The sequence below is a fragment of the Sorangium sp. So ce375 genome (genome assembly GCF_051473855.1).
GTDB lineage: Bacteria > Myxococcota_A > Polyangia > Polyangiales > Polyangiaceae > Sorangium.
Window position 1 is genome coordinate 10,578,433 of record NZ_CP150335.1, and the last position, 14,622, is coordinate 10,593,054.

Consider the following 14,622-nt stretch of genomic DNA (forward strand, 5'->3'; position numbering starts at 1 on the left):
AATGCAGACCGTACGGCGGCGCCACGGATGAGCCGCGACTGCGGCAACCTGACGCCGGCGCACTCTACCGGCCGACGTAGAGAAGTGTCAACCTGACGAGTTGAGGGATTCCCCGGCCCCCGCGCCGCCCTCGACCTGCTCGGATGCGCACGCCGGCGCCCACGGCGCGCCGCAGCACGCCGCGGGCGCGCCCCTTCCCGCGCGCCCGCGCGCGCTCAAAACTCGGCCGGATCGCTGTAGGTCCCCATGACGTCGCGCAGCACGTCGCAGATCTCCTGTTCGGTCGCGTACGCGCTGGCCGCCGCGATGAGGGGCGGCATCAGGTTGTCGCGGCCCCGCGCGGCGCTCCGCACCTCCGCCAAGGCGCTCCGCACCCGGTCCTGGTCGCGCTGGGCCTTGACCCGGGCCAGGTTCTCGCATTGCACCCGCTGCACCTCCTCGTCGATGCGCAGGAGGGGGATCGTCTTCTCGCCCGCCCCGGCGTAGCGGTTGACGCCCACCATGATCCGCTCGTTCGACTCCAGCTCTCGCTGGAACCGATAGGCCGAGGCGGCGATCTCGCGCTGCGGATACCCCTTCTCGATGGCGGCCACCATCCCGCCCATCTCGTCGATCCGCTGGATGTACGCGAGCGCCTCGCTCTCCAGGCGGTCCGTGAGCCACTCCACGTAGTAGCTCCCGCCGAGCGGATCGATGGTGTTCGCTACCCCGCTCTCGTGCGCGATGATCTGCTGCGTCCGGAGGGCGATGGTCACGCTCTCCTCGGTCGGGAGCGCGTACGTCTCATCGAGCGAGTTCGTGTGGAGCGACTGGGTCCCGCCGAGCACGGCGGCGAGCGCCTGGAGCGAGACGCGGACCACGTTGTTGTACGGCTGCTGCGCGGTCAGCGACACGCCGGCCGTCTGCGCGTGCGTCCGCAGCTTCATGCTCTCGGCCTTCTTCGCCCCGTACCGCACCTTGAGGAACCGCGCCCACATGCGGCGCGCGGCGCGGAACTTCGCGATCTCCTCGAAGAAATCGCTGTGGACGTCGAAGAAGAACGACAGGCGCGGCGCGAAGGCGTCGACGTCGAGGCCGCGCGCGACGCAGCTCTCGACGTAGGCGAGCCCGTCCGCGAGCGTGAACGCGAGCTCCTGCGCGGCGGTCGAGCCCGCCTCCCGGATGTGGTATCCGCTGATCGACACCGAGTTCCACCGCGGCACCTCGCGCGCGCAGAACTCGATCATGTCGGTCACGACGCGCATCGCCGGGCGCGGGGGCACGAGCCAGGCGTGCTGGGCGATGAACTCCTTGAGGCAGTCGTTCTGCACGGTGCCGCCGATGCGGCTCCGCGGGATCCCCCGCTTGTCGGCGAGCGCGATATAGAACGCGAGCAGCACGGCGGCGGGGCCGTTGATGGTCATCGACGTCGTCACCTGATCGAGCGGGATGCCGTCGAAGAGCACCTCCATGTCGCGGAGCGTGTCGACCGCGACACCGCACATCCCGACCTCGCCGAGCGACCTCGGAGAATCCGAGTCGTAGCCCATGAGGGTCGGGAAATCGAAGGCGGTCGAGAGGCCCGTCTGCCCCTCCGCGAGCAGGTATTTGAACCGCGCGTTCGTCTGCTCCGGCGTGCCGAAGCCCGCGAACATCCGCATCGTCCAGAGCCTGCCGCGGTACATCGTCGGCTGGACGCCCCGCGTGAACGGGTACTCCCCGGGCAGCCCGAGATCCGCCGCGTGGTCGACCGGCGCGTCGGCCGGGGTCGCGAGGTCGGGCACGTCGATGCCGCTCCAGGTGGTGAAGCGCTCGCTCCGGGGCGGAAAGCGCGCCGACGCCTCGGCGACCGGGCCTGCCCGCCACGCGGCCACCGCGCGCCGGAGCGCCTCTAGGCCTGCCTCGTCGAGCGCGACCCCCTCGCCGCCCCCGCCGTTCGTGGAACGGAGCGCGTCGCCGCCGCGCTCGTCGGCGTTGTCCGGGGACCCGGGCGCGCGATCCGCCGCGGTCTCCGGAGGGGGGGTGAGCTCTCGAGACGCCATGGCCGGCATGTTAGCGCGGGGCGCACGCGATGACGCCGGGCAATGCCGGCGAACGCGGCGGCGCGGAGGGCGCGCGGCGCCTCAGGGGCAGCGCGCGTGGAACACGTCGGAGGCGAGCGGCGTCGCCCCGTCCTCCAGCGAGTCCTCGATCGCGCCCGTGATGCGGATCCCCTCCGCGGCGCAGAGCGTCGCCGCCGCGTCGGCCGGGAGCGTCCCTCCCTCGGCGCCGGTGTCGACGGTGAACGCCACGGTGACGTCGCTGCCCGGAGCGACCTCGACCGGCAGCGCCGTCGTGGTCTCGACGGGGAGCGGCTGGACGATCGAGGTCTTCTGATCGGCGCTCGTGATCGCGAAGGTGCGCACCGCGACGCTGCTGGGCCCGCTCGCACGCGAGCCCAGGTGGAGCTTGAGCGCGAAGCTCGCCGTGAGGCCGGTGCCGAGCGCGTTCGAGGAGACGGTCGCCTCGGGCGCCGCGATGGACGGCTCGACGAACACGGCGGCGTCGGTGTCGATGCAGCCGCTCGCCGCCATGGCGAGCGCGGCGGCGGCGCTCGCAACCGCGAGCGCCGCGGCGGTGAGCTGGGTGACAGCGGAGCGCCTGGCGCGGGCCTTCATGGGCTCACTCTCTCCCGGCCCGACAGGTCCTGTCCAGATCGGCGGCGCCGTGCTCCCGCTCGGGGCGACGCCGCACTTGCTCAGGGCGGCGGCGGGATGACGCCCTTGGATCGCGCCAGGGCGCAGCCGAGCTCCACGTTGGTCGGCCCCTTGTCGGTCCGCACGACCTTGAACTCGACGCGCCGGTTCTTCTCCCAGGCCGCCGCGTTGTGGGCGGGGTCGAGCGGGCAGTACTCGCCGTAGCCCATCGAGCGCACGCTGTTCTTGTTGACGCCGCGCTGCGCGAGCGCCGCGGCGACCGCGTCCGCGCGGGCCTGGGTCAGCTTGAGGTTGTACGCGTCGGCCGAGCGCTCGTCGGCGTGCCCCTGCACCTCGATCATCGTGAACTCCGGGTGGTGCTTCAGCGTCTCGGCCACCGCTTGCACGATGCCGAACGACTCCGGGAGGATCTCGGCGCTGCCGGTCGCGAACTGGATCTTCTCGAGGATGACGATGTTGTTCTCCTCGATCACGACGTTGCCCTTGTCCGGGCACCCGTCCTCGTCCTCGAGGCCGTTGAACGTCTCCGGATCGTTCGGGCACTTGTCGGCCACGTCCGGGATGCCGTCCCTGTCGTTGTCGGGCTCCGGGCACCCGTCCTCGTCCTCGAAGTCGTCCTTGTCCTCGGGGTCGTTCGGGCACTGGTCGGACTTGTCGGGGATGCCGTCCTTGTCGTTGTCCGGATCCGGGCACCCGTCCTTGTCCTGGAAGCCGTCGCGGTCCTCCGGGTCGTCCGGGCACTTGTCGCGCGAGTCGAGGATGCCGTCGCCGTCGCGATCGCCGTCGCTCCCCTCCGGGCAGCCGTCGTCGTCCTCGTCGCCGTCGCGGTCCTCCGGGTTGTTCGGGCAGCGGTCGTCGACGTCGAGGATGCCGTCCTCGTCGTTGTCCGGATCCGGGCAGCCGTACTTCCCGGGCGGCGAGTCCGCCTTCGTGTCCTGGAAGCCGTCGTAGTCCTCCGGCTCGTCGGGGCAGTCGTCCTGATCGTCCTTGATGCCGTCGCCGTCCCGATCGCCGATGGACGGCTCGAAGACGAACCCGATCGTCGCGCGCTGCGCCGCGGACTGGAACCCGGGCGTGTACCCGACGCCGGCGCCGAGCATGAGGAAGCTGTTCCGCTCGATGAAGAGCTTGATGCCGCCGATCGCCTCGGCCGACAGCTTCTGGTCGGCGCTGTCGCCGCCGCCGACCTGCTGGGTCAGGTAGGTCTCGGCCACGAGATCGAGCGGCGTGAGGACGCGGTAGCTCATCCCGAACCCGGCGGTGATCAGGTCGGAGTACTCGAGGTCCCCGTGCTTGAGCTGGAAGGTCGTGCCGTCCTCGCGCCGGCCGAACGAGGGGTTCTTCCCGGTGTGACCGCGGTAGCCGACGTTCGCCGCGATGCGGAACGGGTTGGTCGTGCCGAGCCGCTTCTCCAGCACGATCTGCGGCCAGAAGAAGAACCCCGGATCCGACGCGAAATCCTCGGACCCGCCGACCCCGACGCCGGCCTGGGCGATCACCGCGAGCCCGATCACGTCCTGATCGGGGCGGAGCACGCGCACCTTCCCGTGGACCGCCAGGTTGCCGAGCGCCTGCGCTTCGAGCAGGTCGTCGTTGTAGTTGGCGCCGGGGCCCGGGCCGATGTCGTTGATCTTCTTGCCCCCGTTGAGCACCACCGGGACCGAGAGCCCGACGACCAGGAAGTTCGCGATGCCGTAATCGAACTGGAACGTCCCCTGGAACGCGTGATTGAGCATCACGTCCGTTTTCTGGTCGTTCTCAGTGAGCGGCAGGATGTTGTGCCCGTAATCGAGCACGAGCCCGAGGCTGATGTCGTTCGCGCCGAGGATGTCCGCGCCGTTGACAGAGAAGAGCCCCTTGGAGTCGACCGCGGGGCGGAACAGGTGCAGGTCCATGCCATCGCCGTTGGCGCCATCACCCGTGCGCGTCTGGGCAGCGGCGTCGCCTGCGGAGGCGGCGGTCATCGCGGCGCCGAGGACGAAGGAGAGCAGCCCGGCGCCCAGGCGGGAGGCTCGACCGGGGCGCGCCTGGGCCGAAAGCGCCGGGAGCCGGGCGTCGTTCGCCCCAGGAGCGCCTGGGAGCGGTTCGGCGGGGAGCAACGGGGAACGAGGCGTCATGGGAGGGGTCCTCGGGGTCGTGAGGTCGCTGTCGGGCGAGCGCGTGGGGGCGCCCGGCGCCACGTACCACCGCGCGAATTCCGGTGTCAAACAGACGGCGCGGCGGGCTCGCGGCGCGAGCGAGGGTGACGCCCTGCTGAGCCCGGGGCGCGCCCACCTCCCCCTCGGCGGAGCCGGCGATCCACCGGGAATTACACGCTGACGCGCGCCGACACGCCGCGCGGCCGCGCGCCGGGACCTCCGGTGGGGTGAAGTTGTCCTGACCACCGGAGCGGAGTATTCCGTGAGAGATCGGGGCGACAGGTGCTCGGCGCGGGCTCGCGGGTCGAGGGAGGCCACCGTCGCTCGTAGACCTCGCGCCTGGAGAGATAGATGCTGATGACGAGGTGGACTGGGACGGCCGCGGTGCTCGCGGCGACGGCGCTGCTCGCGTGCGGAGAGGGAGGCGCGAGCGACGGCGCCGGCGGGACCGGAGAGGCTGCGTCGAGCGCGGACGGCTCGAGCGCGACGACGGCGGGCGCGGGCGCGGGCGGCGCTGGCGACGGCGGCCACGGCGGCGGCAGCGGCGATGGCGGCGGCAGCGGCGATGGCGGCCACGGCGGCGGCAGCGGCGATGGCGGCCACGGCGGCGGCAGCGGCGATGGCGGCCACGGCAATGGCGGCCACGGCGATGGCGGCCACGGCGGCGGCAACGGTGGTGGCGGCGCCGAGGCCGGTGGGTGCGGCGACGGCGCGGTGGGCGGCACCGAAACCTGCGACGACGGCAACGTCCGGAGCGAGGACGGCTGCGACGCGGGCTGCGCCATCGAGCCCGGCTACACCTGCAGCGGTGAGCCCAGCGCCTGCGTCCCCGTCTGCGGCGACGGCATCGAAGCGCGGCTGGAGGAGTGCGACGACGGCAACACCGCCAACGGCGACGGCTGCAGCAGCACCTGCCACGTCGAGGGCGACCGACGTCACGCCTCCGATCGCTGATCCGCGTCAGCCGAGCGGGGCGCACCCGCACAGGAGACGGGCCCAGATCGGCGTTTTCGGCGCGCAGGCGTACTCCGGTACGCCGAGCACCGAAAACGTCGAGGTGGGCCCGTATCCGCAGCGGGTGCGCCCCGCTCGCTCAGGGGGTGCGCGTTTTTAGGCTGTCGATCGCGTGGACGGGCGCCTGGTCGCCGGCCATGAGGTGGGCGATCGCCCCGTAGACCAGCCGCTGGCTCTCCAGCATGCTCTTGCCGGCGAACACCGGCGAGGTCACGACCAGGTTGAAGTGCCCCCCGCCGCCGGTCACCTCGGCGGTGGAGCCCTCGATCTTCTCTTCGATGGCGCGCTTCAGGGCCTCGGGGATCGACCCCTGAAAGGTCGTCAGGTGGCTCGGCATGGGCGATGTATAGGCGATCGCCCCGCCGCGGGAAAGCCGGAGCGCAGGGCTCGGGCCGCGGCGGGGCGCGCTGTCGACGGGATCTCCGGCGCGGGATCGGCGCGGAGCGATCAGCCGCGCGCGGTCGCGCCGGCCAGCTCGATCAGGCCGGCCGCGCCCATGCCGCCGCCGATGCACATCGTCACGACGGCGTACCGGCCGCCGCGCCGGCGCAGCTCGTAGAGCGCGGTCGCGGTGAGCTTCGCGCCGGTGCACCCGAGCGGGTGGCCGAGCGCGATCGCGCCGCCGTTCACGTTGAGCTTCTCCTCGGGGATCTCGAGCGTCCGCTGCACGTAGACGGCTTGCGAGGCGAACGCCTCGTTGACCTCGAAGACGTCGATGTCGGCCATCTTCAGCCCCGTCTTCGCGAGCAGCTTGCGCACCGCGGGCACCGGGCCGATCCCCATGACGGCGGGGTCGACGCCGACGGTCACGAACGCCCGGAAGTACCCGAGCGGCTTCACGCCGAGCGCGTCCGCCTTCGCCTTGCTCATCACGAGCGCGGCGGCGGCGCCGTCCGACAGCGGCGAGCTGTTGCCCGGCGTGACGCTCCCCTTCGCCGCGAACGACGGCTTCAGCCCCGCGAGCGCCTCCGCCGTCGTCTCCTTGCGGATCAGCTCATCGGTGCGGAAGTCGAAGGTCGCGCGCTTGCCGTTCTCGAAGCGCACCCCCTTCACGGTGACGATCTCGTCCTCGAAGCGCCCGGCCGCGCGGGCCGCCGCCGCCTTCTGGTGGCTCTTCAGCGCGAACGCGTCCTGGTCGGCGCGGCTCACCTGGAAGCGGTTCGCCACGTTCTCCGCGGTGATGCCCATCGGCGTGTACACCGTCGGACACCGCTCCATCGCCTCCGGCGACGCGCTCAGCTTGTTGCCGGTCATCGGGACCATCGTCATCGACTCGACGCCCCCGGCGACGGCGATGTCGAGCGATCCCATCGCGATGCTGCCCGCCGCGCTCGCGATCGCCTGGAGCCCGCTCGAGCAGAAGCGGTTGATGGTGATCGCGGATCCCTCCTGCGCCATCCCGCCGAGCAGCGAGACGACGCGCGCGATATTGAGCCCCTGCTCGCCTTCCGGCATGGCGCAGCCGAGGACGAGGTCCTCGACGTCCTCCGGCTTCACCTGCGGGACACGCTGGAGCAGCGCGGCGACGACCTCGCCGGCGAGCTCGTCGGGGCGCTTCAGCGCAAGCGACCCTTTGTGGGCCCGGCCAACGGCCGAGCGGACGGCCTCTGCAATTACGACGTCGACCATGGCGTTCACCTAGTTCCGGAGGGGCTTGTTGTTCATCAGCATGTACTGCATTCGCTCGGCGCTCTTGGGCTCGCCGCACAGGCTGACGAACGCCTCGCGCTCGAGCTCGAGGATCTCGTCCTCGGTGACCTCGCGCGCCCCGCCGCCCGCGCCGCCGCAGAGCACCTCGGCGAGCTTGCGCGCAATCTTCGCGTCGTGCTCGCTGGCGTGGCCGCCGGCGACGAGCGTGTCGATCATCATCTGCAGCGTCGCGATCCCGCTCTCGCCCGGCAGCTTGTAGGCGCGCGGCACGGGCGCGTGGTACCCGGCCTCGGCCAGGCCGATCGCGCGCGCCTTCACCTCGTACAGCTGGCGCGCCCGGTCGAACGAGACGCCGTCCGTCTTGCGGAAGAAGCCGAGCGCCTTCGCCTCGTCCGCGCTTGTCGCGACCTTGGCGAGGGCGATGTTCTTGAAGACCTGCGTCACGATGTCGTACGTCGGCACCGTCACGCCCTCCGGGATCCCCTCGAGCGCGCGCCAGAGCATGTTGAGCGTCCCCGCGCCGCCCGGGATCAGGCCGACGCCGACCTCGACGAGCCCCGCGTACGTCTCGGCCGCGGCCTGCACCGCGTCGCAGGCGAAGCAGAGCTCGAGGCCGCCGCCGAGCGTCATCCCGTAGGGCGCGGCCACGACCGGCACGCTCGCGTACTTCAGCCGCTGGGTCGCGTCCTGGTACGCCTTCACCATCTTGCGGATCGCGTCCCAGTCCTTGTTGCCCGCGGCCATGGCCACGAGGAACAGGTTGGCGCCGACGCAGAAGTGCTCGCCCTGGTTGAAGACGACGAGCGCGCGGAAGTCCTGCTCGGCCTTCTCGGCCGCGAGCGAGAGCATCCCGATCGAGTCCGGATCCAGGCTGTTCGCCTTGGTCTTGAAGGTGACGCCGAGCACGCCGTCGCCGAGGTCCCACGCCTCCGCGCCGTCGTTGGCGAGCACGGCCTTCGCGCCCTTCACGGCCGCGCGCGCGCCGGCCAGCGTCACGTTGCGCGGATCGACGGCGCGGGCGGCGTACTCCCCCTTGAGGAGGTCGAACACCGCCCCATCGGCGCGGTAGAACGACGTCGCGCCGCTCTGCTTCATGCGGAGGATCGACTCGGGCAGCTTGATGCCGTCCTTCTGCATCCGCTCGACGGTCTCGGCGAAGCCGAGCGCGTCCCAGGTCTGGAACGGCCCGAGCTCCCAGTTGTACCCCCAGCGCATGGCGTCATCGATCGCCACGATGCTGTCGGCGATCTCTCCGACGCGCCGCGCCGTGTACGCGAGCGAGCGCGAGAGCACCTTCCAGGCGAACTGCCCGGCCTTGCCGGGGTCGTTCGCGAGCTTCTTCACGCGCGCGGCGGGGTCCTCGATCTTCTCGCACGACCTCGTGGCCTTCTTGATCGCCTCGTCGCCGCCGTGCGGGCGGTACTCGAGCTTCGCCGGATCGAGCGTCTCCAGGCCTTCCTTGGCCTTGCGGTAGAAGCCGCCCTTTGTCTTGTCGCCGAGCAGCTTCGCCTCGATCATCTTCCGCATGTAGGCGGGCACCTTGAAGACCTCGCGGTCCTCGTCGCGATCGAGCGCCGAGTAGCAGTTGTCGGCGACGTGGACGAGGGTGTCGAGCCCGACGATATCGCCCGTCCTGAAGCTCGCGCTTTTCGGGTGGGCCATGGCGATGCCGGTGATGGCGTCGACGTCTTCCGGCGCGAGGCCGTCCTCGATCATGAGGTGGATGGCGGTCAGCATCGCGTGGGTGCCGATGCGATTGCCGACGAAGTTCGGGGTGTCCTTGCCGAAGACGAGGCCCTTTCCGAGCACGTCCTCGCCGAGCTTCCGCACGCGGGCGACGACGGCGGGATCGGTGTCGGGCCCGACGACGAGCTCGAGGAGCTTCATGTAGCGGACCGGATTGAAGAAGTGCATGACGAGGAATCGCTTGCGGAAGTCCGCGGAGCGCCCCTGCATCATCTCCTCGATGCGCAGCCCGGAGGTATTCGACGCCACGATCGCGTCGGGCCGCAAGACCTCTTCGAGCCGCGCGAAGAGGGCGCGCTTCGGCTCCATCTTCTCGATGATCGCCTCGATAACGAGGTCGCATTGGGCGAGCTCTGCGAAGTTGTCTTCGGTGTTGCCGGTGCGGACGAGGCGGGCGTTCGACGGGTGGAAGAGCGCGGCGGGCTTGGCCTTGAGGGCCTTCTCGAGCCCGCCCGCGGCGAACCGGCTGCGGGCGGCCGGGTCCTTCTTCTCGGCGTCGGTGAGGTTGGGGGGCACGATATCGAGGAGCAGGACCTCGATGCCGGCGTTCGCGAAGTGGGCGGCGATGCCGCTGCCCATGACGCCCGCGCCGATGACGCCCGCGCGGCGGATTGGTTTCGTCATGCAGATCCTCCGAGATGAATGGGGCGCAAACCATTGACGGAAAGGGCCCCGAGCGCAAGCGTATCCGGGGTGGACGGCCGCGCGGGAGAGCGATCGAGGTTACGCGTCGCTGTCGAGGGCGCGCGCTGTTCGGCGGGGCGCGGCGAGCCGTGACGGGACGCCGGGCGGGCACAGCGCGGGTGTGCGACACCGAGCGACAGCTGCGATGGTAGGCGGCGCACGTGTGATGCCGCACGGGCCAGCGCGGGTGTGTGGCGCGAGGAACAGCTGCGATGAGATGCGGCGCACTGGAATGAGCGCCGGCGCATCCGGAGCGGACGCAGCGGCGTCCCCTGGACTACCGACGACCCGTGTGTTCCAGCGGTTGGCCGTCCTCGACGCGCTTCCGTTTCCGGGAGAGCGGGAGATGGGAGTGGGTTTCTGGGGGGCCTGTCCAGGGCGCCCATCTGCGGTACGGGCGTGCTCAGGCTTGGCCGCGCGGGCGTGCTCAGGCTTGGCCGCGCGGGCGTGCTCAGGCTTGGCCGCGCGGGCGCGTCGGCTGGGGTCGGTCGCTCAGTGCCATGCCTGAGCGGACTGCACGGGCTGTCCGGTGCGGTCGTGCTCGGCGAGGAGGCGCTTTGAGATCTCGACGCACTCGACGCAGGTGGCGAAGCGCGACTTGTGCAGGCACTGGATCCACGTCGCCGTCCCCTGCGCCAGGAACTCCTCCGCGTCGAGGTGCTTGCCGCAGGCGACGCAGTGGATGTGCTTGTGCTCGTGGGGCTGCGCCGGGCGCGCGGGCGCGAGCGCCTTCCGCTCGCGCTTTGTCAGTCGCTTCTCTCGCTTCATGATCTCCTCGATGACGGGTGGCCGCACGGCCTCGTGCGGGCGCGGGTGAAGCTACCACGCGCCGCCGGGTGAGGGTCCCGGCGGGCTGTGCGGAGAGCGGCGGCGCGGCGGTGCGGGACAGACCTGCGCGAGGTCGCCGGCGGACGGCGGCGGCGTGTGGGCGTGTGGGTTGACTTCCTTCAGGCGGTGTGCGTGCCGAGCCAGGCGGCCGCGCGCCACGCGGTGGGCCCGCGCGTTACCCCTCGGCGTCCTCGCAGCCACGGAGCGCTTCCTCTTCGTCCATCTCGGCGACCTCGGTCGCGTAGTACCGAAGGGAGTGATAGGTCCGCCGCAAGGCCTTCAGGAAATCGAGCCCATCCTCGAGGGTGTAGACGCGCTCGTAGCTGGGCAGCCCTTGCTCGAGGATGTCGCCCACCGCGTTCATGCACTTCGGGTGGAGCTTCACGACCCGCACGGGGGGGCCCTCCGACCCGAGGACGAAGCGAGCCAGCGGGACGACCTCCTGGTGCGCCCTGACGAGGTGGAGCTCCACGAATTTGACCTTGGCCATCTTGCTCTCACTCTACCTTGATTGTTCCTGCCTTGACCCTGTCGAGGATCTCTTTCAACCGGATGAAGGCGCTGTCCATTTCCTTCTCGGTCAGCCATGCCTGCAAGGCTCTCCGCACGTCCGCCTGGCCGCTGGCCGTGCTCATCGCGGAGAGCCTGTCGTACAGATCCTTGCTGATGACGTCCGGGAGAGGCTCGTGGTAGCCCGGGAGGGGCTTGCCCAGGTATGGGTACCGCGTGGGCAGCGGTCCCAGCGATATGTCATTATCGAGCTGGACGATCCGGCTCGGCTTTCCGGCGCTGTCGACGAACACGATCATGTCGCCTTCGTGCGAGTCCATGGCGCCGATGAAATAATTGAAGGTGTCGAGGTCCTTCTTCAGCTGTGACGCCTTTACCTCGGCGTAGCGCGGCTGGTTGAGCGTGAGTAGCTCCTTCAGGGACTCCCCCTGGTCCAGATCATGCTGCCAGTCCTGGAGCGAGCCGATCTCCCCGCCATAATCCACGAGATCGGCCTTCGGCGTCGGGATCCCGAGCCGCTCGGCCAGCTCTGCTGCTGCAGGCGTCTTCCGGGCGCGGTCGCCGGCCAAGATGCCCATGCCCTTTCCCCAGTTGGCCTCCTGCTCCGCCGAGGCCGGCTTGAACAGGTACTCCTTGCCGGTCGATCTCTGCCGAAGCCTGACCTTGTCCGGGTTGAGGCCTTGTTTCACGTCGCCGACCTTCTCGAAGTCGGCCGGGTCCAGGATCCGCGTCTGCGGCTTGAACTCGGCGATCGGGGCAGCTCGGAGCGTTCCGGGGATGCCGTTCTGCGGGGTGCATACCGGCTTTGTCGAGTAGCGGCACCACCCGCCGCCCGGCTGCTCGATCCAGTCGTGCTCGCCAAGGCGGGCGGTGCGGCGCGGCGGCTTGCCCCGGACGACCTTGGGGTTCTTCGCGTTCCTCGCGAGGTAGTCGAGCTCCGCGGCCAGCTGCTCGCGGGTCACGTCGGCGGTCGCGGCCCTGGCGCCGCCGCCGGCGCCCCTCCCGGCCGCGCGCTCCGGCGCCATCACCCTGGCCATCGACTTGGCCTGCTTGAGCGCGACAGCGAAGTCGATGCCGCTCAGGACCAGGTCGACGAGGGCCATGTGGTAGGCCGCCTTGGCCCCGTCCGGATCGTCGAGCAGCGGGGCGCCGATGTCGCCCGCGGTCGCGGCGTCGTTCAGCGCGCCGGCGCGCCGGACGTTGTAGGTCGCGCCTGCCAGCCCGACCGTGGAGCCGATGAACCCGAGCATCACCGCCGCCGCGCCGCCGGTCACGATGGCCGCGATGCCGAAGGCGACCGCCGCGCCCGCGACGGCGATCTGGATGGTGCGCTCCCGGCTCCGCGTCTGCGCGATCCAGCCGTCGACGATCGCCTTGTCCTGCGCGCGCGCCGGGTCGTCGAGGCGCATCTCCCGCTCGACCTCGCGCACGATCGGCCCGAGCTCGTCGAGCGGCACGCTGTCGCTCAGGATCCGCTCCTTCGTCCTGGCGATGGCCTCGCGGCTCGCGCCGAACACCCGCACCCGGATCTTCGCGAGCAGCTGCTCGTTCGTGTCCGCGCCCTTCGCGCTCGCGCCCGACGCGCCCTCCTGCCCTTCGTCGTGGAGGAGATCCCCCGCGGCCAGGATCGGATACGCCGCGCGCAAGGCCTGGCTCGCCGCGCGCGCGCTCGCCGCCCTCTGCCTCCACAGCGCCGCACTCGCCTCGAGCTCCCCCAGCGCGTCGGAGACGTCCGCCTCGCGCGCGCGCTCGGCCGGCGCCCCTTCCTGGGCGCCCTGCAGCGGAGCGGCGAGCTGCGCCTGCTCGTCGAGGAGCGCGCTCACGTGGTCCATGGGAGAATCGGCGCGCCCCCCCTCGGCGCCCCCCTCTCCCTCGCTCCTCTCCACCAGGGCAGCGACCGCGCGCGCCGCCTCCTCCGCCCTCGCCGCCTGCGCGTCGAAGCCCTCCGCTGCCTGCTTGAGCTGGCGGTCGCGGGCGAGCATGGGCTTGACGATCTCGCGCAGCCTCGCCCAGGCCGCGCTCTCCTCGCGCGTGTCCGCGTACTTGGCCTCTTCCTGCTCGATCGCCGTCAGGTTGCCCGCGAGCGCGGCGAGGGCCCTCTTGCGCACCGCCTGCTTGAAGGCCGAGAGGACGCCGCCTTCGGCCGCTCCGGCTGCGCCGCTGCGCGCCTTGTCGGCCTCGGGCGAGAGCTGATGAAGCAGGATCCTGGCGTCCTCCGCCTCGGCGTGCGCCTTCAGGTACGCGACGATGGCCGCGGTCTGCGCGGTCTGTGCGATCGCCTCGACACCGCTCCTGACCGCCGCCATGCCGGCGCTGCCGCCGCCCTTGGCGATCCAGACCGTGGTGAGCGCCGCGCGCAGCCGCTCGACGAAGCGGCCGTCGGTGTGCGGTGCGTGGCAGTGCTCGATCAGGACCCCGATCTCCGCGGCGGCGAGCCGATCGAGCACGTCGAGCATCGGCTTCATGTCGCGCATGTCGAGCTCGGCGAAGACGAACGCGAAGCGCTCCTCGACGATCGCCGTGGCGATGGCGTCGCCGAGCGCGTTCGTCGCCTCGATGTCCGCGGGCTCCGCCGGCTGGCGGGCGATCCGGGCGGGGCGCGCGCCTGACAGACCCGAGGGCCGCGAGGCGAAGGAGGCTTGCTGAACGACGTGCGTCAGCTCGTGCGCGAGGAGCCTTTGGCCCTCGAGGGTGGCCGGCGCATACTCGCCGGCGCCGAACACGATATCGCGCCCCGTGGTGTACGCCCGCGCCTCCACGGCGCGCGCCGCGCTCGCCGCGTCGCCGCCGACGTGCACGCGCACATCGCCGAAATCGTGCCCGAACCGCGGCTCGAAGAGCTCGCGCACCGCCCTCGGCAGCGGCTCTCCGCCGCGCCTGGCCGCGCGGACGGCGGCCTCCCCATCCAGCGGTGCCCCGGCGGTAGCAGCAGGCGCACGCTTGGTCTGGATCGCCGCCCCCTCCTCGTCCTCGCACGCCGTGCACTTCCGCTGCACCGGCGCAGGCGCCACGCCGATGGGCGCGGGATCGGCCATCCGCATCACCCGCTCCGCCACCTCGTCCGCCTCGCGCTCGGACGCGTCTCCCGGCGCGCTGATGGCCGGCTTGCGCTGGACCGGCGGCATGATGCGGAAGCTGGCGAGATCGAGCCGGCCAGCGGCGCCGCCCTCACCCGGTGAGGCCAGCCGGAACCGGGGCGGCCTCACCGACGGCGACCGCATCGCGCGCAGCGACGCCGTCATCGGGTCGGGGGAACGGGCTGGCGAGGAGCACGGTTTTCGGTCGAACGTGAGCATGGCGGATCCTTCCCCGAGAAGGGCCTTTCAACGTGGATTTCGGTCCTACATCGCCGTTCCAATCACGGTCCGGCGCGCCCT

General features: G+C 71.3%; 10 protein-coding genes. 1 reads left to right on the forward strand and 9 read right to left on the reverse strand.

Annotated elements, in window-relative coordinates; genetic code table 11:
* Window positions 1-215: 215 nt before the first annotated feature.
* From WME90_RS39545 to WME90_RS39555, 3 genes are all read right to left on the reverse strand, one after another.
* Window positions 216-2,021, reverse strand: a complete 1,806-nt coding sequence (locus WME90_RS39545; RefSeq protein WP_437277251.1) for an acyl-CoA mutase large subunit family protein — start codon at window positions 2,019-2,021, stop codon at window positions 216-218.
* A gap of 81 nt (window positions 2,022-2,102) precedes the next feature.
* On the reverse strand, window positions 2,103-2,636 hold the full coding sequence (locus WME90_RS39550) for a hypothetical protein (RefSeq protein WP_437277252.1): 534 nt from the start codon (window positions 2,634-2,636) through the stop codon (window positions 2,103-2,105).
* Window positions 2,637-2,716: 80 nt separating this feature from the next.
* On the reverse strand, window positions 2,717-4,792 hold the full coding sequence (locus tag WME90_RS39555) for an OmpA family protein (protein WP_437277253.1): 2,076 nt from the start codon (window positions 4,790-4,792) through the stop codon (window positions 2,717-2,719).
* Between the two features lie 378 nt (window positions 4,793-5,170).
* On the opposite strand from WME90_RS39555, the gene WME90_RS39560 reads away from it, so the two are divergent.
* On the forward strand, window positions 5,171-5,767 hold the full coding sequence (locus WME90_RS39560; RefSeq protein WP_437277254.1) for a DUF4215 domain-containing protein: 597 nt from the start codon (window positions 5,171-5,173) through the stop codon (window positions 5,765-5,767).
* A 139-nt stretch (window positions 5,768-5,906) separates the two neighbouring features.
* Here WME90_RS39560 and WME90_RS39565 read toward each other — a convergent pair whose 3' ends face one another.
* The 6 genes from WME90_RS39565 to WME90_RS39590 all read right to left on the reverse strand — a co-directional run bounded on the left by WME90_RS39565 (window position 5,907) and on the right by WME90_RS39590 (window position 14,541).
* Window positions 5,907-6,164, reverse strand: a complete 258-nt coding sequence (locus WME90_RS39565; protein WP_437277255.1) for a BolA/IbaG family iron-sulfur metabolism protein — start codon at window positions 6,162-6,164, stop codon at window positions 5,907-5,909.
* A gap of 110 nt (window positions 6,165-6,274) precedes the next feature.
* On the reverse strand, window positions 6,275-7,456 hold the full coding sequence (locus tag WME90_RS39570) for a thiolase family protein (RefSeq protein ID WP_437277256.1): 1,182 nt from the start codon (window positions 7,454-7,456) through the stop codon (window positions 6,275-6,277).
* 9 nt (window positions 7,457-7,465) lie between these two features.
* Window positions 7,466-9,847: a 3-hydroxyacyl-CoA dehydrogenase/enoyl-CoA hydratase family protein gene (locus WME90_RS39575; protein ID WP_437277257.1), complete on the reverse strand. Its 2,382-nt coding sequence runs from the start codon at window positions 9,845-9,847 to the stop codon at window positions 7,466-7,468.
* A gap of 552 nt (window positions 9,848-10,399) precedes the next feature.
* The gene (locus tag WME90_RS39580) at window positions 10,400-10,675 is read right to left on the reverse strand and encodes a hypothetical protein (protein ID WP_437277258.1); all 276 of its coding nucleotides are present in this window, start codon (window positions 10,673-10,675) and stop codon (window positions 10,400-10,402) included.
* A 235-nt stretch (window positions 10,676-10,910) separates the two neighbouring features.
* Window positions 10,911-11,225, reverse strand: coding sequence for a hypothetical protein (locus tag WME90_RS39585; protein ID WP_437277259.1), 315 nt, complete (start codon window positions 11,223-11,225; stop codon window positions 10,911-10,913).
* 7 nt (window positions 11,226-11,232) lie between these two features.
* Window positions 11,233-14,541 (reverse strand): eCIS core domain-containing protein, encoded by a 3,309-nt coding sequence (locus tag WME90_RS39590; protein ID WP_437277260.1) that lies wholly within the window; start codon window positions 14,539-14,541, stop codon window positions 11,233-11,235.
* Between the last annotated feature and the right edge of the window lie 81 nt (window positions 14,542-14,622).